Annotated in this window: 16 protein-coding genes; 8 read left to right on the top strand and 8 right to left on the bottom strand. The window is 67.4% G+C overall.

Translation table 11 applies throughout. The features are described 5' to 3' along the window. Positions 1–92: 92 nt before the first annotated feature. Positions 93–2,504 carry an FtsK/SpoIIIE family DNA translocase gene (locus BLR19_RS13455; RefSeq protein ID WP_091752050.1) on the bottom strand — a complete coding sequence of 804 codons (2,412 nt, stop codon included), beginning with the start codon at positions 2,502–2,504 and terminating at the stop codon, positions 93–95. 140 nt (positions 2,505–2,644) lie between these two features. Between BLR19_RS13455 and BLR19_RS13460 the strand changes: the two genes are divergently transcribed. Next, a complete protein-coding gene (locus BLR19_RS13460; protein ID WP_091752053.1) occupies positions 2,645–3,901 on the top strand; it encodes a UbiH/UbiF/VisC/COQ6 family ubiquinone biosynthesis hydroxylase in 1,257 nt (418 codons plus the stop codon). Here BLR19_RS13460 and BLR19_RS13465 read toward each other — a convergent pair. The 5 genes from BLR19_RS13465 to dapF all read right to left on the bottom strand — a co-directional run bounded on the left by BLR19_RS13465 (position 3,898) and on the right by dapF (position 9,296). Then, positions 3,898–4,713 (bottom strand): SirB1 family protein, encoded by an 816-nt coding sequence (locus tag BLR19_RS13465; RefSeq protein WP_039246771.1) that lies wholly within the window; start codon positions 4,711–4,713, stop codon positions 3,898–3,900. The two genes, BLR19_RS13460 and BLR19_RS13465, sit on opposite strands and share 4 nt — an antisense overlap. A 12-nt stretch (positions 4,714–4,725) precedes the next feature. Then, positions 4,726–5,127, bottom strand: coding sequence for a YraN family protein (locus tag BLR19_RS13470; protein ID WP_218119430.1), 402 nt, complete (start codon positions 5,125–5,127; stop codon positions 4,726–4,728). Between the two features lie 5 nt (positions 5,128–5,132). Beyond that, on the bottom strand, positions 5,133–6,005 hold the full coding sequence (gene rsmI / locus BLR19_RS13475) for a 16S rRNA (cytidine(1402)-2'-O)-methyltransferase (protein WP_176758356.1): 873 nt from the start codon (positions 6,003–6,005) through the stop codon (positions 5,133–5,135). Next, complete coding sequence (locus tag BLR19_RS13480; protein ID WP_091752062.1) at positions 6,002–8,332, bottom strand: NADP-dependent malic enzyme; 2,331 nt, start codon at positions 8,330–8,332, stop codon at positions 6,002–6,004. The genes rsmI and BLR19_RS13480 overlap by 4 nt, the downstream gene beginning before the upstream one ends. 133 nt (positions 8,333–8,465) lie before the next feature. Further along, positions 8,466–9,296, bottom strand: coding sequence for a diaminopimelate epimerase (gene dapF, locus BLR19_RS13485; protein ID WP_176758357.1), 831 nt, complete (start codon positions 9,294–9,296; stop codon positions 8,466–8,468). A 40-nt stretch (positions 9,297–9,336) separates the two neighbouring features. On the opposite strand from dapF, the gene BLR19_RS13490 reads away from it, so the two are divergent. From BLR19_RS13490 to BLR19_RS13505, 4 genes are all read left to right on the top strand, one after another. Further along, entirely contained in the window at positions 9,337–10,131 is a 795-nt protein-coding gene (locus BLR19_RS13490) for a potassium channel family protein (RefSeq protein ID WP_091752064.1), read from the top strand. A gap of 100 nt (positions 10,132–10,231) precedes the next feature. Further along, positions 10,232–12,406: a prolyl oligopeptidase family serine peptidase gene (locus tag BLR19_RS13495; RefSeq protein ID WP_091752067.1), complete on the top strand. Its 2,175-nt coding sequence runs from the start codon at positions 10,232–10,234 to the stop codon at positions 12,404–12,406. A 193-nt stretch (positions 12,407–12,599) separates the two neighbouring features. Further along, positions 12,600–14,840: a prolyl oligopeptidase family serine peptidase gene (locus BLR19_RS13500; protein ID WP_091752070.1), complete on the top strand. Its 2,241-nt coding sequence runs from the start codon at positions 12,600–12,602 to the stop codon at positions 14,838–14,840. A 102-nt stretch (positions 14,841–14,942) separates the two neighbouring features. Beyond that, a complete protein-coding gene (locus BLR19_RS13505; RefSeq protein WP_091752074.1) occupies positions 14,943–15,698 on the top strand; it encodes a DUF1223 domain-containing protein in 756 nt (251 codons plus the stop codon). On the opposite strand, the gene BLR19_RS13510 is transcribed toward BLR19_RS13505, so the two are convergent. After that, positions 15,695–16,771, bottom strand: coding sequence for a phosphotransferase (locus BLR19_RS13510; RefSeq protein WP_091752077.1), 1,077 nt, complete (start codon positions 16,769–16,771; stop codon positions 15,695–15,697). The genes BLR19_RS13505 and BLR19_RS13510 overlap by 4 nt on opposite strands. A 37-nt stretch (positions 16,772–16,808) precedes the next feature. Beyond that, positions 16,809–18,338: a glycerol kinase GlpK gene (gene glpK / locus BLR19_RS13515; protein WP_091752080.1), complete on the bottom strand. Its 1,530-nt coding sequence runs from the start codon at positions 18,336–18,338 to the stop codon at positions 16,809–16,811. A gap of 38 nt (positions 18,339–18,376) precedes the next feature. Between glpK and BLR19_RS13520 the strand changes: the two genes are divergently transcribed. From BLR19_RS13520 to BLR19_RS13530, 3 genes are all read left to right on the top strand, one after another. Then, entirely contained in the window at positions 18,377–19,357 is a 981-nt protein-coding gene (locus BLR19_RS13520) for a threonine ammonia-lyase (protein ID WP_091752084.1), read from the top strand. 62 nt (positions 19,358–19,419) lie between these two features. Continuing rightward, the gene (locus BLR19_RS13525) at positions 19,420–19,887 is read left to right on the top strand and encodes a MaoC family dehydratase (protein WP_091752087.1); all 468 of its coding nucleotides are present in this window, start codon (positions 19,420–19,422) and stop codon (positions 19,885–19,887) included. 233 nt (positions 19,888–20,120) lie between these two features. Next, the coding region (locus tag BLR19_RS13530; protein ID WP_255366672.1) for an outer membrane beta-barrel protein at positions 20,121–20,446 on the top strand (326 nt) is incomplete at its 3' end.

A 20,446-nucleotide genomic window follows, 5' to 3' on the forward strand; every position in this document is an offset into this window, starting at 1 on the left:
TGCGATGAAGCCCTGTTCATCGAAATGCTGAAGCTTGGACGCGATAGCGGGTCAGACAACGGCTCCGAGCCGCAGCCGTTCCTCGATTTTCGTCACACCATCGGCGGCGGGCCGGCCAGGACGTCGCGCTTGCCCGCGTGGTTGGCGGGGCTGACCACGCCTTCCTGCTCCATCCGCTCGATCAGGGAGGCGGCGCGGTTGTAGCCGATCTGGAGCCGACGCTGGACGTAGCTGGTCGAGGCCTTGCGGTCGCGGGTGACCACGGCGACGGCGCGATCGTACAGGTCGTCGCCCGAGCCTCCGCCGCCACCTTCGTCATAGCCGTTGTCGCCGTCGCCGTCCGGCTCGTCAGTGATCAAATCCAGATAGTCGGGCTCGGCCTGGGCCTTCAGGTGTTTGCAGACGTCCTCGACTTCCTTGTCGTCGACGAACGGGCCGTGCAGGCGGGTGATCCGGCCGCCGCCGGCCATATAGAGCATGTCGCCCTGGCCCAGCAGCTGTTCGCCGCCCTGCTCGCCCAGGATGGTGCGGCTGTCGATTTTGGACGTGACCTGGAAGGAGATGCGGGTCGGGAAGTTGGCCTTGATGGTGCCGGTGATGACGTCCACCGACGGGCGCTGGGTGGCCATGATCAGGTGGATGCCGGCGGCGCGGGCCATCTGGGCCAGACGCTGAACCGCGCCCTCGACGTCCTTTCCGGCGACCAACATCAGGTCGGCCATCTCGTCCATGACGACGACCAGGAAGGGCAGGGGTTCGGGGCGGATCTTCTCGGACTCATAGACCGGGCGGCCTTGGTCGTCGAAGCCCGTCTGGACCGTGCGTTCGAAATGCTCGCCCTTGGTCTGGGCCTCTCGGGCGCGCTCGTTGTAGCTGGCGATGTTGCGCACCCCCAGCTTGGACATGCGGCGATAGCGATCCTCCATTTCGCGCACCGTCCACTTCAGGGCGACGACGGCCTTCTTCGGATCGGTCACGACGGGCGCCAGCAGGTGCGGGATACCGTCATAGACCGACAGCTCCAGCATCTTGGGGTCGATCATGATGAAGCGGCACTCGGCCGGGCTGTGGCGATACAGGATCGACAGGATCATGGCGTTGACCCCGACCGACTTGCCCGAGCCCGTGGTGCCCGCGATCAAGAGGTGAGGCATCCGCGCCAAGTCGGCGACATAGGGTTCTCCGCCGATGGTCTCACCCAGGGCCAAGGGCAGCAGATGCCCCTTCTTGTCGTATTCGGCGCTGGCCAGAAGGTCGCGCAGATAGACGGTCTCGCGCTTGGCGTTGGGCAGTTCGATGCCTATGGCGTTGCGGCCCTGGACCACGGAGATACGACAGGCGCGGGCGGACATCGACCGGGCGATATCGTCGGCCAGGGCGACCACGCGGCCGTGCTTCACGCCCGGCGCAGGCACCAATTCGTACAGCGTCACGACAGGGCCGGGGCGGATCTGGTCGATCACGCCGCGCACGCCGAACTCCTGCAGCACGCCCTCCAGCATCTTGGCGTTCTGTTTCAGGGAGTCCTCGTCCACCGATCCGACGCGCTGGGCCGGCTTGGTCAGGATGCCGAGCGGCGGCAGGTCGAAATCGCCTTCCGGCCGCACGAAGTCGAAGGCCTGCTGGTCCACGTCGTCCTTGCGGGCCTTGGGCGCCTTGACCGCGGCGACGCGCGGCTCGACCGGGCGGGCGGCCGAGGGGCGGGGCGCGGGCTGGACGGCGTCGTCCTCCCAAGGCGGCAGGTCGTCATAGGCGGTCTGAGGCGGCTCTTCTGCATAGGTCGGGGCCAGCGGCGCCTCTTCCGGTGGGGCGGCGCGGGGCGCTCGGGCCTTGGCGGGCGCCTTTTCGCGGGCGGCCTGGGGCTTCGGCTGAGGCGGCGCGGGTGCGCGCAGCGACTTGCCCCAGTGCAGGGCGTCCAGGAAATCCATGGCACGCAGGCCAATGGCGAAACCGACCAGCCACAGCCCGGCGACCAGGAAGACGAGGCCCGCGATTATGCGGCCGCCGGGGATATGCAGGGCGCCGAGACCGCGCGCCGCCAGCCCCGTCACCGCATCGCCCCACAGACCGCCCAGACCGGCGGCGAGCGGCCAGGCGGCGGGCGCGGCCAGGGCGGCGAGCGCGCCAGATAGCAGTAGCACCCCGCCAGTCGCGGCCAGGGCTTTCAACGGCGTGGGCTTGAGCCTTTGCTGGATCGCATCGCCGACCGCGCGCGCCAGGCCGAAGGCGACCAGCAGCAGGGCGGCGGGCCAGGCTGCTAGACCCAGCGATTGCATGAACAGGTCGGCGAACAGGGCGCCGTTCGCCCCCAGCCAGTTGGTCGTCGGCAGGCTGGAGGCGGCGTTCAGACTGGCGTCCGCCGGATTCCACGACACTAGGGCGACCAGCAGCAGGGTCGCCAGCAGGGCCTGCAAGACGCCCCTGAACCGCACCACGAAGGGCGCGTCCCACAGGATGCGGGCGCTGATCCAGGCCTGGCGGCCGATGACGAGGGCGGTGGACATGAAGGATCGAACCTTCCTGCGGCTGACGTTCAGCCGCCTTTGTCGCACCCACAGGGTTAAGGGGCTGTTTACCAGCTTGGCCTTGGCGATGGACAAACCGTCCTCTGGACCTTTGGCCGCGACGGCGCGACAAACCTTCCATGTCTGATACTGAACGCTACGACATCGTCATCGCCGGCGCGGGGCTGACCGGGGCGGCCTTCGCCCTGGCGGCGGCGCAAGCGCAGTTGAAGGTCGTCATGGTCGATCCGCAGCCGTTCGACGCCCAGTCGGCGCCGACCTTCGACGGGCGTTCGACCGCCGTGGCCTTTTCGACCTTCCGCATGTTGGACGCGCTGGGGCTGGGCGAAAGCCTTCGTCCCCACGCCTGTCGGATGGACCATATTCTGGTGACGGATGGGCGTCGGCCGGGCGCGGCCAGCCGGTCCGCCTCGCCCGCCTTCCTGCGCTTCGACGCCGACGAAATCGGCGGGCGTACCGGGGGCGAACCGCTGGGCTATATGGTCGAGAACCGCCGCATCCGCGCGGCCTTGGCCGAGGCGGTGACGCAGGCCGGGATCGCGGTGCGGGCGCCGGCGACCGTCGCCAGCGTCGCGACCGATGCGGGCAAGGCGACCGTGACCCTGGCCGATGGATCGACCCTGATCGCGCCCCTGGTTGTCGGCGCCGAGGGGCGAGGCTCGACCGTGCGTCGCGCCGCCGGAATCGAAACCGTCGGTTGGGGCTATGGCCAGAGCGGGGTCGTGGCCACGGTGCGGTTGGGTCGCGACCACGGCAATGTCGCGCACGAATATTTCCTGCCAAGCGGCCCCTTCGCCATCCTGCCCCTGACCGATCAGCGCGCCAGCCTGGTCTGGACCGAGACGACGCGGCGGGGCGAGGCGTTGCGCGACGCCTCGGACGACGCCTTCCACGCCCATCTGATGCGGCGGTTCGGTGAGTTTCTTGATGGGGCGACGGTCGAGGGCCCACGCTTCGTCTATCCGCTGTCGCTGAGCCTGGCCGAGAAACTGATCGCGCCGCGCATCGCCCTGATCGGGGATGCGGCGCACGGCGTTCACCCCGTTGCGGGCCAGGGTCTGAACATGGGGCTGAAGGATGCGGCGGCTCTGGCCGAGGTTTTGGCCGAGGCCGCGCGTCTGGGCGAAGACATCGGGTCGGAAACCGTTCTGGAGCGTTACGCCCGCTGGCGCCGGTTTGACAATGCGGCCCTAGCGGCGGGCTTCGACGCCTTCGTGCGTCTGTTCTCCAACGACATCGCGCCGGTGCGTCTGGCGCGCGATTTGGGCATGGCGGCGGTCAACCGCATCGGCCCTCTGCGCCGCGCCTTCATGCAGGAGGCGGGCGGCGCGACAGGCGACTTGCCCCGGCTGTTGCGCGGCGAGGCTGTCGTCTAGTTCAACTGCATCCGCACGCGTTCGAAGGTCGTGAACCGCCGCGCCTCCTCGACGCCGTCCAGACCCTGAGCGCGCGCCAAGGCTTGCAGCGAGCCGGCAAGCGCGCCCTGTTTCTCGCGCGCCGAGGCCACGTCGAGCCACGGTCGGTGGTCCTCGGGATCCAGCAGGGCGCGACGCAGGGCCGACCGCTCGGCGCCCTCATAATCCCGACCGCGAATGGCGCGGCTGAACAGCACGTTCTGCAGCCGGATCAGCGACTGACGATCCGTGACTGGCGCCATCAGAAGATCCAGCCGATCCGCGACGTGCGGCATCAGACCGGCGCGAAGCGCGCGCCGGGTCAGTTCGCTGGGCAGGATCAGCCGCCCCTGGCTGAATGGATCCAAGGCGACGGGACCTTCGGGCGTCTCGACGCGAACCATGAAATGGCCGGGAAAATCGACGCCGGCCGCCGTGATGCCGGCCGCGCGCGCCGCGTGCAGATAGAAGACCGCCAGGACGGCGGACAGGCCGCGCCGCCGCTCGGCGACCGCGATGATGTCGGTGTTGTCGGGATGGTCGTAATGGATCAGGTCGCCGTTCAGCCGCAGGTCGGCGCACAGGGTTTCGGCCAGGGCCTCGTCAGGGCCTTCGCCGCCGATCCGCTCCTTCAGCCGCTCGCAGGCGTTGCGGGCCAGCGCGCGTACAGGCTCGGGATCACGCAACGGATGGTCATGGATGGCGCAGGCGATCGCCGCCTCCAGCAGGGGGAAGGCGTCGTCTTCGGCCTGACCGGCGGCGGTCAGGACGGCCTCGGCCTCCTCGCGCGTCATGCGATCCCCTCGTCAGCGCCTTTCGACGCCGCGAAGATGACGTGGAACGCGCCAAGGAGCCAGCGCCACCATATCAATTCTCAATTCCAGACGTTGCAGGCCTGGCCGATTGCGCCGGATCGCCTCGCCCGCCGCGATCAGTCGATCGTATTGGACCGGCTTCAGCGCCAGGAGGGCCGCCTCCATCGTCGCGCGGCGTTTGACCTCGACGACCGCCAACACCCGACCGCGACAGACCAGCAGATCGATCTCGCCGGCCCGGCTCTTCAGACGGAAGCCGAGAACGCGATAGCCGCGCAGGATCAGCCAGAAGGCCGCGATCCATTCGGCGGCATGACCGGACTTGAACGCCGCCCCGCCCTTCGCCCGACGCCACGCCGCCTTGGGGCGACGGACCGGCGCGGGACGAGACAGGCGCTTCACTTGCCCTTCAGCTCCAGCGCCCGGCGATACAGGATCTTTCGGTTCAGCCCCAGGGCCTTGGCCACCTCGGAGGCAGCGTCGCCGGTGGACAGGGTCCGGAGCGCGTCGATCAGGGCGGCGTCCGCGTCGGCTTCGGTCGCCTGGATTTCTTCGCCGGGGCCGACCACCACGACGATCTCGCCCTTGGGACTGTCCAGGCGAGGATCGACGGCCAAGTCGTTCAGCGTCCCGCGCACGCACTCTTCATAGAGTTTGGTCAGCTCGCGGGCGACGGCGGTGGGGCGCGGACCCAGCACGGCGGCCATGTCGGTCAAACTGTCCTTCAGGCGCGGCCCGCTTTCGAAGAAGACCAGCGTCTGGCGCTGGCTCTTCAAGCCTTCCAGCGCGGCGGTGCGGCCTGCCGTCTTGGGCGGCAGGAAGCCGGCGAACAGCACCCGGTCGGCCGGCAAGCCGGCGATGCAGAGGGCGGCCAACAGACTTGAGGCGCCGGGGATCGGATGGACGGGCAGGCCCTCGGCGATCACCGCGCGGGCGACGACGAAGCCGGGGTCGCTGACCAGAGGCGTGCCCGCATCCGAAACCAGGGCCACCACCTGACCCTCACGCAGCCGTTCGATCGCCTGTTCGGCGGCGCGGCCGGACGCATGGTCGTCGCAGCGTTCCAGCCTGGCCTTCAGTCCATAGGCGCTCAGCAGTTTGGCGGTGACGCGGGTGTCCTCGGCCAGCACCAGATCGGCGGCGGCCAGCACGTCCAGCGCCCTCAGCGTCATGTCGCGCAGATTCCCGATCGGGGTGGCGACCAGATAGAGGCCCGGCTCCACCCGCCGGGGCGGCGGGGCGGCGGGTGGAAAGGGCGAAGGTTCGCTCAACGCTCGACCACGGCCGCGGGGGGGCGCGGCGCCGAGGTCAGGCCCGAGCCCTGGAAGGCGGGACCGGCGTCATAGGCGGCGAAGGTGGCGGCGGTGATGATCTCGCTGACCGAGGCGCCCAAGCTGACGATCTGCACCGGCTTCTCCAGACCGACCAGCAACGGTCCGATCACGGTCGCGCCGCCCAGGGCCTGAACCAGCTTGGTCGAGATGGCGGCGGAATGGATGGCGGGCATGACTAGGACGTTGGCCGGCTTGGTCAGGCGGTTGAAGGCGTAGGCCGAATGCCCCTTGGGATCCAGCGCGACTTCCGGCGGCATTTCGCCCTCGTATTCGAAATCGACGCCCTTCTTGTCCAGGATGCGGATCGCCTCGCGCACCTTCTCGGCGCGGTCGCCGGGCGGGTTTCCGAAGGTGGAATAGGACAGGAAGGCCACGCGCGGATTGCGACCCAGCTTCCTGACCGTATCGGCGGCCTTGATAGCGATGTCGGCCAACTCCTCGGCGTTCGGCAGCTCGTGTATGGTGGTGTCGGCGACGAACAGGGTGCGGCCCTTGGCCAGCAGGATCGACAGGCCGATCAGGGTGTCGTCCACGTCCAGCACGCGCTGGACCTCCTTCAGCGCCATGTTGAAGTTGCGTGTCACGCCCGCGACCATGGCGTCGGCCCGCCCTTTGGCGACCAGGGTGGCGGCGAAATAGTTGCGGTCCTGATTGATCATCCGCTGGACGTCGCGGCGCAGATAGCCCCGGCGCTGCAGCTTTTCGTAAAGCCAGTCGGTGTCCTCGACATTGTGGTCGGAGACGCGGGCGTTGGTGATCTCGATGCCCAGCTCGTCGAAGTTCAGACCGGCCTCTGCCGCGTTCTGACGGATCAGATCCTCGCGGCCGACCAGGATCGGCGTGCCCAGATCGGCCTGTTTGAAGCCCCAGGCGGCGCGGATGACGGCGGGTTCTTCGCCCTCGGCGAAGACGACGCGCTTGTTCGGCCCGCCGCGCACGGCCGAGCTGATCTTCTGCATCAGGGCGGCGGACGGATCGACGCGCGAACGCAGCGCGTGACGATAGGCGTCCATGTCCTCGATCTGGACGCGGGCCACGCCGGTGTCCATCGCCGCCTGGGCGATGAAGGGCGGGATGTACCAGATCAGGCGCGGATCGAAGGGCGTCGGGATGATGTAGTCCGGGCCGAACTTCAGCTTGCGTCCTCGATAGGCGGCGGCGACCTCGTCCGGCACGTCTTCGCGCGCCAGGGCTGCCAGGGCCTGGGCGCAGGCGATCTTCATCTCGTGGTTCACGCGGCGCGCGCGCACGTCCAGCGCGCCCCGGAACAGATAGGGGAAGGCCAGGACGTTGTTGACCTGGTTCACATAGTCCGAGCGGCCCGTGGCGATGATGGCGTCCGAACGCACCGACTTGACGTCCTCGGGCGTGATCTCGGGGTCGGGGTTGGCCATGGCGAAGATGATCGGATTGGGCGCCATCGATGCGACCATCTCCTTGGTGATCGCGCCCTTGGCGGACAGGCCCAGCACCACGTCGGCGCCGACCATGGCCTCGGCCAGGGTCCGCAGGGGCGTATCCGTCGCGTGGGCGGCCTTCCACTGGTCCATGCCGTGGTCGCGACCCTTGTAGACGACCCCGTCGCGGTCGCAGATCACGGTGTTCTCGGCCTTGACGCCCGCGGCCTTCATCAGGGCGATGGAGGACAGGCCCGCCGCCCCGGCGCCGGCCAGCACGACCTTGATCTCGTTCAGCTTCTTGCCGGCGATATGGACCGCATTGATCAGGCCGGCGGTCGAGATGATGGCGGTGCCGTGCTGGTCGTCATGGAAGACGGGGATATCCAGCAGGTCCTGAAGCTCGCTTTCGATGACGAAGCATTCGGGGGACTTGATGTCCTCCAGATTGATGCCGCCCCAGGTGTCGCCGATGTTCTTGACGACGGTGATGAACTCGTCCGGGTCGGTGGTCTTCACCTCGACGTCGAAGCTGTCGACGTCGGCGAACCGTTTGAACAGGACCGACTTGCCCTCCATGACCGGCTTGGAAGCCATGTGACCCAGGTTGCCCAAGCCCAGGATCGCGGTGCCGTTCGAGATGACGGCGACCAGGTTGCCCTTGGAGGTGTAGTCGTAGGCCTTGTCCGCATCGGCGGCGATGGCCAGGACCGGCACGGCCACGCCTGGGGAATAGGCCAACGACAGATCGCGCTGGGTCGCCATCGGCTTGGTCGGCGCCATGGAAATCTTGCCCGGCGTCGGGATGCGGTGGAAGTCCAGCGCTTCGTCGTCGGAGAAGGTTTGCTTTTCGGTCTGATCGGGCATCGGTCGTCCAGGGCGTCGGCGTGGCTGTAACCGTTCGTGTCCTAGAGGCTGGGACGGGCCGCGCCAACCCTTGACGCGGAGGAAGCCTGCGCAATCGGCCTGGAGCCTTACCTTCGCGTCAGCGTCAACGCTGTCAGATCGACAGCACGCCCGTCCGTTCGATCTCGACCGGCCCGGTCATCAGGACGTGATCGGTCTCCACATCCCAGTCGATGACCAGTTCGCCGCCATCGACGACGACCGTCGCCTTGCGTTCGGTCAGGCCGCGCCGCGCGGTGGCGACCAGGGCGGCGCAGGCGCCGGTGCCGCAGGCCTTGGTCAGGCCGGCGCCCCGCTCCCAGACCCGCAGGCGGATGTGATCCCGGTCAAGCACATTGGCGAATCCGACATTGACCCCTTGCGGGAACAGCGGGTGATGCTCGACCAGCGAGCCGGATCCCGTGACGAAGCCGTCGTCCTGGCGGTCGGTGAAGAAGACTACGTGCGGATTGCCCATGGAGACGGCGCCGGGCGTATGCAGGATCGGCGCGTCGATCGGCCCGACCTGAAGCTCGATCCCGCGCGTGTCCATCTCTTCGGCCAGCGGCACCTGGGTCCAGTCCAGGCGAGGCTTGCCCATGTCCACGGTCACGCGGTGGTCGCCGGCGCGGGTGGCGGTGGTCGGGCCGCCCGCCGTGTCGATCACCACGCGGTCAGAGGCGTTGGCCTGCATCAACAGCCAGCCGACGCAGCGCAGGGCGTTGCCGCAGGTCTCGACCATCGATCCATCGGCGTTCCACACCCGCATGAAGGCGTCGGCCGTGTCTGACGGTTCGATGGCGATCAGCTGGTCGAAGCCTTCGCCAGTCTGGCGGTCGCCCAGCGCACGAATCTGGTCCTCGCTGGGAGCGAACGGCTGTTCCAGCGCATTGACGACGACGAAGTCATTGCCGGCGCCGTTCATCTTGACGAAAGGACGGGTCATGCAGGCCATATAGGCCCAACCCAGCGTCGCGGAAACCAGCGTGTCCCAGACCGAAACCGACCCCAAGGACAACGGCCTGCGACTGCGCGCCCGGCTGCGGTACCTGTATCATGGCAGCCAACCGGCGGCGGTGCGGTTCCGCTTGACCGTCATCGTGATCGACCTGGCGATCATCGGCTTTTTCCTTGCGGCGCCCATCCTGAAGAACATGGGCTGGGCCTTCTATGCGCTAGACTATTTCATCGCCGCCATCCTGGCCCTGGACCTGGCCGCGAGGGCCTATGCCTACGCGAACATCAAGGACTGGCTGAAGCGGCCGATCGTCTGGGTCGACCTGTTCGTGCTGGCGACCCTGCTGTTTCCGGCCTGGCTGTTCAATCTCGGCTTCCTGCGGATGTTGCGGCTGTGGACCCTGCTGAACTCGGACTTCTTCTGGCGCACCGTGGGGGCGCGGTTCGACGATACGCGGGTTGAAGGGATCGCCCGCGCCCTGGCCAATCTGATCACCTTCGTCTTCGTGGCAACCGGCTTCGTCTATGCGACCTTCAGGGGGCATGACGGCATCGCCGGCTATGTGGATGCGCTGTATTTCACAGTGGCCACCCTGACGACGACCGGATTTGGCGACGTCACCCTGCCGGGGCCGTGGGGGCGGTTGTTGTCCATCGCCGTCATGCTTGTCGGCATCACCCTGTTCCTGCGCCTCGCCCAGGCCCTGATCCGACCGCACAAGGTGCACTTTCCGTGCGACCGCTGCGGCCTGCAGAATCACGACCCCGACGCGGTCCACTGCAAGGCGTGCGGCAAGCTGCTCTGCATTCCCGACAAGGGTTGAGGCGGCGCGTCCCGCCGGTGTGACAAAACGGTAAGGTCGCACGGCTTGCCGCACGGGAAGGCGTCGTTAAGGTGCCGGCTTCGTTTTCGGGGACCTGTCCATGATCCGTGCTTCCGCCGTCGCGCTTGCGACGCTTCTCGCCTCCACCAGCCTGACCTCGGTATCCATGGCCCAGACCCCAGCCTCCTCACCCGCCCCCGCATCTGGCGGTTTCGCGACGAGCGATGCGACCGACCCCTATCTGTGGCTCGAAGAGGTCGAGGGCGAGCGGGCGATGGAGTGGGTGAAGGCCCACAACGAACGCACCTTCGCCGTCCTGCAAGGCGATCCCCGCTACGAAACCCTGCATCAGCAGGCGCTGGAGATCGTCCAGGCCCAGGACCGCATCCCGTCGCCTGGCTTCACCCACGACGGCCATATCGACAACTTCTGGCAGGACGCCCAGCATGTGCGCGGGCTGTGGCGTCGCACGACGCTGGACAGCTATCGCACCGCCACGCCCGAGTGGCAGAACATCCTCGACATCGACGCCCTGGCGGCGGCCGAGGGCCAGAACTGGGTCTACAAGGGCTCGACCTGCCTGCAGCCCGAAGAGCGCTACTGCCTGATCAGCCTGTCGAACGGCGGCAAGGACGCGGTAACCCTGCGCGAGTTCGACACGGTCGAGCGCAAGTTCGTCGACGGCGGCATCACCCTGCCGGAATCCAAGGGCGGCGCATCCTGGATCGACAAGGACACCCTGCTCATCTCGCGCGATTTCGGTCCCGGCACCCTGACCAACTCGGGCTATCCGATGGTGGTCAAGCGGATGAAGCGCGGCCAGACGCCCGACGAGGCCGAGACCCTGTTCACCGGCCAGCCGACCGACGTTTCGGTGTCCGGCTATACGCTGCGTGACGCCGACGGGGTGGTGAAGGCGACGCTGATCAACCGTTCGGTGGATTTCTATTCGTCCGAGACCTGGCGCCTGGGTGACGACGGCGTCCTGACCCAGCTTCAGCTGCCGGCCAAGTCCGACATCACCGGCCTGGTCCAAGGCCAGCTTCTGGTGTCGCTGAAACAGGACTGGACCGCGCCGTCGGGTCAAGATTTCAAGACCGGCGACCTGGTCGCCTGGCCGCTGGAGGCCTGGCTCGCCGATCAGTCGACCCCGGCTCAGCTGGTGCTGCGTCCGAGCGAGCGTCAGGCCATCGAGGGCGTCAACGTCACGCGCAATAGGCTGGTCGTGGCCTTGTACGACAATGTGCGCGGCTCGGTGCGGGTCTATACCCCCGGTCAGGGCGAGTGGGCCCACACGACGCTGGACCTGCCCCAGAACGTCTCTGTCGGCGTCGGCTCCGCCTCGGAGAAGGATGACAAGGTCTTCGTCAGCGTCACCGGCTATCTGAACCCGTCCAGCCTGTGGCTGGCCGATGCGGCGACCGGCGCGGTCGATCAGGTCAAGTCGATGCCGGCCAAATTCGACGCCGCCGGCATGACGGTCGATCAGCACGAGGCCCGCTCGGCCGACGGGACGATAATCCCCTATTTCGTGGTGCACAAGGCGGACATGCCGCTGGATGGGTCCAACCCCACGCTTCTGTACGGCTACGGCGGGTTCGAAAGCTCGCTGCTGCCGGGCTATTCGGCGACGGTCGGCAAGCTGTGGCTGGAGCGGGGCGGCGTTTACGTCATCGCCAATACGCGCGGCGGCGGCGAGTTCGGACCTCGCTGGCACGAGGCGGCCCTGCAACAGAACCGCCAGCGCGCGCACGAGGACTTCCAGGCCGTGGCCCTGGACCTGATCGCCCGCGACATCACCAGCCAGCCAAAGCTGGGCATCATGGGCGGCTCGCAGGGCGGGCTGTTCATGGGCGCAATGCTGACCCAGCGGCCGGACCTGATCAACGCCGCCGTCATCCAGGTACCCCTGTTCGACATGCTGCGCTTCCACAAGCTGCTGGCCGGCGCCTCCTGGATCGGCGAATACGGCAACCCGGACATCCCCGAGCAGCGCGCCTGGATTCAGCAATATTCGCCGTATCAGAATCTGCGTGCGGGCCAGCCCTATCCCGAGGTCTTTATCCATACCTCGACCAAGGACGACCGCGTCCATCCGGGCCATGCCCGCAAGGCGGCGGCGCGGCTTGAGGAGCTGGGCTATCCGGTCCTGTTCTACGAAAACGTCGACGGCGGCCACGCGGCGGGGGCGAACCTGCGTGAAACCGCGCGTCGCCTGGCGCTGGAATACACCTATCTGTCGCGCCGCCTGATGGACACGCCGGCGCAGGAATAGGTCTTCTTCGATCCTCCCCCATGACGCGCAGCGAAATGGGGGAGGGGGACCACGAAGTGGTGGAGGGGGCGACCCCGCGCACCGTGTCTGGTTCCGCCCCCTCCACCGCCTGACGGCGGTCCCCCTCCACCGCCTGATGGCGGTCCCCCTCCCCCGCGACGCGGGGGAGGATCAGATTTGCGGAGTTCAAGCCATGCGTCACCTGATCCTGTCAGCCGCCATCCCGGCCCTTCTGGTGGCCGCCTGCGCGAGTACGCCGGTCGCCAGAGGTGTTGACGAAGTCGTGGTCTCGACCAACGACAGCCCTCCGCCTCACTTCCCCCGCGACCTGACCCCGGCGGGCGTCGCGGCGGCGGACGATCATTTGGCGCTGGAGCAGGTGGACGGGGCAGAGGCGATGGCCTTTGTCGCTGAGGAGAACCGCAAGTCTCTCGCCGTCCTAACCGGCGACCCGCGCTACGAAACCTTCCGCGCCGAGGCCCAGGCGATCCTGACGGCGACCGATCGCATCCCCAGCCCGTCCTTCCTGGGCGACGGCATCGGCAACTTTTGGCAGGACGCGACCAATCCCAAGGGCGTCTGGCGTCGCACGACGCTGGCCAGCTACCGGACCGCAACGCCGCAATGGGAGACGCTGCTGGACATCGACGCTCTGTCCAAGGCCGAGGGCAAGGACTGGGTGTTCAAGGGCGCCGATTGCCTGGCGCCGGACGACACCCGCTGCCTGATCAATCTGTCCGACGGCGGAAAGGATGCGGTGGTCGTGCGCGAGTTCGACCTGACCACCAAACGGTTTGTCGATGCGGGGTTCAGTCTGCCCGAGGGCAAGCACCGCATCGAATGGCTGGACCGCGAGACCCTGCTGGTCGCCACCGACTTCGGCGCCGGAACCATGACCGAGTCCGGCTATCCCTTCATCGTCAAGACGCTGAAGCGCGGCCAGACCCTGGCCCAGGCGACCGAGGTCTATCGCGGCGAACAGGGCGACGGCGGCTACGGCGTCAGCCCCGCCGTTTATCGCGACAAGGACGGCAAGGTGACCGCCGTCATCATCACCCGCCCGCTGGACACCTTCCGGTCGGAGACGTGGAGCCTCGGTCACGACGGCAAGGCGACGAAGCTCAATCTGCCAGCCCGCGTCAGCGTCTTCGGCGTAGTTGGCGATCAGCTTGTATTCTCGAACGACGAGCAGTGGCGTTGGCTCGCACATGACTACAAGCCAGGAGCGCTTCTGATCGTCGGTTTAAGAGCATTATCCGCTGCTCCGTCGCCCACAAACGTTCCACCGGCGCCGATGACGGACGGACGCGATCCAGTCGGGATTTTCGTTCCAAATCCCCGTCAATCTCTCCAGAGTGTGGCGGTTCTCGACAACACCCTCATCGCCGCCATTTCGGATAATGTTGCGGGACGTCTGGTTCGCTTTCAGCGGACGGGGACTGAGGGACAGTATTCGTTCTGGGGCGCGACTGACATCACCGTCCCCGACAACCTCGCCGTCGGTCTGGGCGACTCGTCCAAAGCACGCGGCGAAGTGTTCGTTTCGACCCAGGGCTTCCTCGTTCCACCGACCTTAAGCTTGGCCGATGCGGACGCCGCGACCCTGACCCCGCTGAAGTCGGCGCCGGCCAAGTTCGACGCGTCGCGCGACGTGACCGAACAGTACGAGGCCACTTCCGCCGACGGGACCAAGATTCCCTATTTCGTCACCCGCCCGCGCGACATGAAGCTGGATGGGTCGAACCCGACCGTCATGCTCGGCTACGGCGGTTTCCAAGTCAGTCTCAACCCGGCCTACAAGCCCGAGATGGGCAAGCTGTGGCTGGAGCGGGGCGGCGTCTTCGTCCAAGCCAATATCCGCGGCGGTGGCGAGTTCGGGCCCGACTGGCACCAGTCGGCTCTGGACGGCGATCGTCAGAAGGCCTTTGACGACTTCGCCGCCGTGGCGCGCGATCTGGAACAGCGCAGAATCACCAGCCCGCGTCGCCTGGGCATCTATGGTCGGTCGAACGGCGGGGTCCTGACCTCGGTGTCGATCACCCAGCACCCTGAACTGTTCAATGCGGCGGTGATCGAGAGCCCGCTGGTGGACATGCTGCGCTATCACGAGCTGCCGGCCGGGGCGTCGTGGATCGGCGAATACGGCGACCCGCGCATCCCGGAAGAAGCCGCGTGGATCGCGAAATACTCCGCCTATCAGCAACTCCGTCCGGGCCAGCCCTATCCGCGCGTCTATCTGACCACCAACACACGCGACGACCGCGTCCACCCCGGCCATGCGCGCAAGTTCGCCGCGCGCCTGGGCGATATGGGCTATGACCACCTCTACTATGAGGACACGGCCGGCGGCCACTCCAATGACGCCGACCCGGTCGCCAACGCCCGTCGCTGGGCTCGCCACTATGTCTATCTGTCGCAACAGCTGATGGATTGAGGCTTGTGCCTTGGGGCTATCGCGCTTCGCGCTGCTTGAGCCCTGACTGGCTCACGCGATTATGAGGCGCGACGGGACAGGCCGAGGGTTAAAGACGACGGCATGAACACCAAGGGTTGGATCATCGCGGGCACGGTCATGGCGGGCGCCCTCATGTCCGTCGCCTCGGCGGCCCAGCCGGCGGCGGGGCGTCCGCCGCTTGCGCCGCGTCATGCGACGGCCAGCGGCCCGCCGGTCGTTGTCGAACTGTTCACCGCCCAGGGCTGCGGCGGCTGCATCGAAGCCAATGCGGCGGTGGAGAAGGCGGCGGCCCAGCCGGGCGTGATCGCCCTGACCTATGGCGTCGACTACTGGGATTATCTGGGCTGGACCGACACATTCGCCCGGCCCGAGTTCGTTCAGCGCCAGCGCGCCTATCGCGCCGCACTGCGCCAGCGCGGCGTCTCGACGCCCCAGGTCGTGATCGACGGCCGACGTCAGGTGTCAGGCGCCCGCAGCGTCGAACTGGAAACCGCTATCGGCCAGGAGGCGGTGCGTCAGGCCTGGCCGCCCGAGATCGAATTCCGTGAGAACGGAGCCGGCGTCGGCGTCGGCTCCGGCCGCGCGCCGGCCGGCGGCGCCGAGGTGGTGGCGGTGACCTATACGCCCGGCCCTCAGGTGGTCGAGGTCCGCCAGGGCGAGAACCGCGGCCAGGCCGTGCGGCACATGAACGTCGTGCGCGGCGTGACGCGCCTGGGCGAATGGCGCGGCCGCCCGATGCTCTACGCCCTGCCGTCCGCCCGCCCCGGCGAGGCCGTGGCGGTGCTGGTGCAAGGCAAGACGGATAAGCGCATCCTGGGCGCCGCAGTCAGGGACTAGGCGCCGGCCTTCTTCGCAAAGGCCCACGCCGCGTCGCTGAGCGGACCGACCTGGGCCGCCATCGTTCTGGCGTGGGCGCTGGCGGCGGTTCCGTCGCGGACGCGGCCGGCGATGCCCTGGCAGATCGCTGCCAGGCGGAACAGGTTGTACGCGTAGAGCCAGTCGAGGTTGGCGGGCCGCATGCCTGTCGCGGCGGCGTAGCGTTCGACGGTCTCCTCCACGGACGGGATGCCCAGGGCCTCCAGATCAGCCCCGGCGAGGCCGTTGCGCAGCGAAGCCGGAATAGCCCAGGCGATCAGCAGATAGGAGAAGTCGGCCATCGGATCGCCCAGGGTCGATAGCTCCCAATCCAGCACGGCGCGAACCTCTGCTCGATCCGGCGCCAAGATCATGTTGTCGAGACGAAAGTCGCCGTGGACGATGCGGCTGGGGCCTTCAGCCGGGAGGCTGTCGGGCAGGAAGGCGATCAGCCGGTCCATTGCCGGAACCGGCTCGGTCTCCGACGCATGATACTGTTTGGTCCACCGGCCGACCTGACGCGCGAAATAGTTTCCGGCCTTGCCGTAGTCGCCCAGGCCGATGGCGGCCGGATCGAAGGCGTGCAGCCGGGCCAGCGTGTCCGTCTGGGCTTCATAGACGGCGCGCCGCTCCACGGGCGTCAGGCCGGGCAGCTTCAAATCCCAGAAGATCCGACCCTCGACCTTGTCCATCACATAGAAGATCGAGCCGATGACGGTTTCGTCCAGGCATAGGGCATGAGGCTTGGCGACGGGGAAGCCCTGCGCGGCCAGAGCCGAGATGATCTGAAACTCGCGATCGACGGCGTGGGCGCTGGGCAGCAGGACGCCGGGCGGTTTGCGACGCAGCACATAGGCGTGCGTGGGCGTCACCAGTTCATAGGTCGGGTTCGACTGGCCGCCCTTGAACTGTAGCACCGTCAGCGGGCCGGCGTATCCCGAGACGTGGGCGCGCATCCAGGCGTCCAGCGCCGCCTCGTCCAGGCGATAGCGCGGATCGACCTCGCGCGTGCCGGAAAAGGCGCTTTGGGCGTCCAGCAGGGCGGCGTCGGTCATGCGGCGGTCCTCGTCGTTTCCTTGAGCCGTCCGGATCTCACACCCGGTCCGGCGCGGCGATGATGGCGGCCTTCACCGCGCGACGCCAGCTGGAAAGCAGACGCTCGCGCTCGTCCGCCTTCATGCGCGGTTTCCAGCAGGCGGGCGCCTCGGCCGGGCGCGCCTCCAAGTCCGGCAAAAGGCCGACGCCCAGGGCCGCCAGGCGCGCGGCGCCCAGGGCCGTCATCTCCTGGAAGGCCGGACGCTCCACCTCGACCTCGCAGATGTCGGCGACGAACTGCATGGCGAAACTGTTGGCGGTGACGCCGCCGTCCACCTTCAGTGTCTTCAGCGGCGGGGCGCCGTCGGCGGCCAGGGCGTCGAGCAGGTCGCGCGTCTGATAGGCTAGGGCTTCCAGCGCGGCGCGTACGAAATGGGCCGGACCGGTATCCCGTGTCAGCCCGACGATGGTCCCCCTCGCTTCCGGTTCCCACCATGGCGCGCCCAGACCGGTGAAGCCCGGGACCATATAGACCCCACCGTTGTCCTTGAGGGTCTGCGCCATCGCCTCCGACTGACGCGACTCCGAGATCAGCCCGACCCCGTCCCTCAGCCACTGGATCGCCGAGCCGGCCGAGAAAATCGACCCCTCCAGCGCATAGGCGGACTGGCCATCGGCCTGATAGCCGAGCGTGCCCAACAGACGCCGTGTCGAAGCCACCGGCTCCGCGCCCACATTAGCGACCAGAAAAGCGCCGGTGCCATAGGTGATCTTGGCGTCCCCGGCCTCCAACGCCCCGTGCCCCACCAGGGCCGCCTGCTGGTCGCCCGCCGATCCGGCGATGGGCAGAGGCTGGCCGAACAGCGCCGGATCGCTCTCGCCGATCACACCTACGCAAGGGACGATGCCGGGAAGGGCTTCGCGCGGGATGTCGAACAAGGCGCACAGATCGTCGCGCCATTCGACCGTCCTCAGATCCATCAAAGACGTGCGCGACGCATTGGTCGCATCGGTGGCGTGGACCCGGCCGCCGGTCAGTTTCCAGATCAGCCAGGCGTCGATCGTGCCCAGCTTGACCTCGCCCTTCGCCGCCCGCTCGCGCGATCCGGGCACGGCGTCCAGCAGCCAGGCGAACTTGGTCGCCGAGAAATAGGGATCAAGGACCAGGCCGGTCATGGTCTGGACCCTCGGCTCGTGGCCTTGGGCGGTCAGGCGCGCGGTGACGTCGGCCGTGCGGCGATCCTGCCAGACGATGGCGCGATGCAGCGGCTCGCCGGTCGCCGCGTCCCAGATCACGGCCGTTTCCCGCTGATTGGTGATGCCGATGGCGTTGAAGCGGGCGACGCCGCCGGCCTTGCGCACCACCTCTCGACAGGTCTGGAGCGTCGCGGTCCAGATTTCGGCCGCGTCATGCTCGACCCAGCCGGACTTGGGGAAATGCTGGGCCAGCTCGATCTGGCTGACCGCGGCGGGCCTTAGATCCCCTTTTTCCTCGCCTACCGCGCTTCGCGCGGCTTGAGGCGCGACTTCAAAGGCGATGGCGCGGGTCGAGGTCGTGCCCTGGTCGATGGCGAGGATCAGGCTCATGGTTCTCTCCCGGCTGCGTCTTGGGCTAAGGGGAGCATATGACGACGCACCTGCCCAGCTATGAAGGCGTCCTCGACGCTGCCCGCCAGATCGACGGGGTCGCCGTCCGCACGCCCCTGCTCGAAAGCCCGGCTCTGAACGCGGTGGTCGGCGGGCGGGTTCTGATGAAAGCAGAAAGCCTGCAGCGCGCCGGAGCCTTCAAGTTTCGCGGCGCTTACAACCGCATCAGCCGACTGACCGACGATGAGAAGGCGCGCGGCGTCGTCGCCTTCTCGTCCGGGAACCATGCCCAAGGGGTGGCCGCTGCCGCCGCCATGGTCGGGACGCCGGCCATCATCGTCATGCCGTCGGATTCGCCTAGGGTGAAAGTCGAGGGCGTGATCGGCTTCGGCGGCGAGGTGCGCTTCTACGACCGCTGGACTGAAAGCCGCGAGGCGATCGGCGCGGCCATCGCCGCCGAGCGCGGGTCGATCCTGGTTCCGCCCTTTGATGATCCCTTCATCATCGAGGGCCAGGGGACGGCGGCGCTGGAAATGCTGGACCAGGCGGATGCGCCCTTCGACCAGTTGCTGTGCGGTGCCTCCGGCGGCGGGCTGATGGCCGGGATCAATCTGGTCATGACCGAACGCAGTCCCGCGACGAAGGTGTTCGTGGTCGAGCCGGAAGCCTTCGACGACACGGCGCGGTCGCTGGCGGCCGGAGAGCGGGTCGGTCATCCAAAGGGCGCGCCCTCGATCTGCGACGCTCTGATGTCGCCGATGCCGGGCGTGCTGACCTGGCCGATCAATCGACGGCTGGCGGGGGCGATCACCGTCTCGGATGCCGAGGTTGCGGAAGCGATGCGGTTCGCGTTCCGCCATCTCAAGATCGTCCTCGAACCAGGCGGCGCCGTCTCGCTCGCGGCCCTGCTTGCCGGAAAGATCGAGACGAAAGGACGGACGACGGCCATTGTGCTTTCAGGCGGCAACGTCGATCCGACGCTGTACGCCGAGATCATCGAGGGGCGCTTCGGCGGCTGAGGGTCTTCCCTTGCCCGCGACGGTCGGCCAACCTCGCCTCAAACGCATTCAGGAAACGTACGATGACCAAGGTTAGTGAGCTACAGGGACTGATCGGCGAGGAGGTCGGGGTGTCGAAATGGTTCGACGTCACCCAGGCCCGGATCGACGCCTTCGCCGATTGCACCGAAGATCACCAGTTCATCCATGTCGATCCGAAAGCGGCCAGGGCCACGCCATTCGGCGGGACAATCGCGCACGGCTTTCTGACCCTGAGCCTCGCTTCAGCCATGAGCTATGACGCCGTGGCGCCGCTGGATGGCGTCGTGATGGGCGTGAACTACGGTTTCGACAAGCTGCGGTTCCTGGCGCCGGTGCCGGCGGGATCACGCATTCGCGGTCGCTTCAAGCTGTTATCGGCCGACGACAAGGGCAGCGGACGCTGGTTGCTGAAACACGAACTGACGGTCGAGATCGACGGGGCCGACAAGCCGGCGCTGATTGCGGACTGGCTCGGGATGCAGATGGTCGATCCAAAAAACGAGACGTGACGCTCGCATAGGTTATGCCGCCGCGCGGTCCTAGATTGTGACGTGTCGAGGGCTTGTGATTAACCATTCTGTGGCTCAACCCGAAATTCACGTGTATCATCAAGGCCACGGTCTCAGATTTGCTGGTCGGCATCGTCACGTTTCCGCCTCGACCTTGTACGGCAAGGCTGGTAAGACCCGCGTAGGCGGTAGACCCGCCCCCTACTATAACAGAGGCGGAGGGATACCCCCCTATGCGTATGAAGACTTTCGTGCTGGCCTCCAGCGCAGCGGCCGCCCTGGCCCTGTCGGCTGGTGCTGCGTCGGCAGAACCCAATGGTTGGTACGGCGCCATCGACGCCGGCTACCACATGATCGACGATATCAACGCTGAATCGTCCACGACCGGCGCCAACTGGAACTGGGAAGTGAACGACGGCTGGGCGGCGTTCGCTCGCCTCGGCTACCGCTTCAACCCGAACTGGCGCGTTGAACTGGAAGGCGGCTACCGCTCGGGCGACATCGGCACCGTGCGCGCCGTCTCGGGCACGCAAGGCCTGTGCAATCTGACCCCGGCGAC

It is taken from the genome of Brevundimonas sp. 374, assembly GCF_900102995.1.
Classification (GTDB): domain Bacteria; phylum Pseudomonadota; class Alphaproteobacteria; order Caulobacterales; family Caulobacteraceae; genus Brevundimonas; species Brevundimonas vesicularis_C.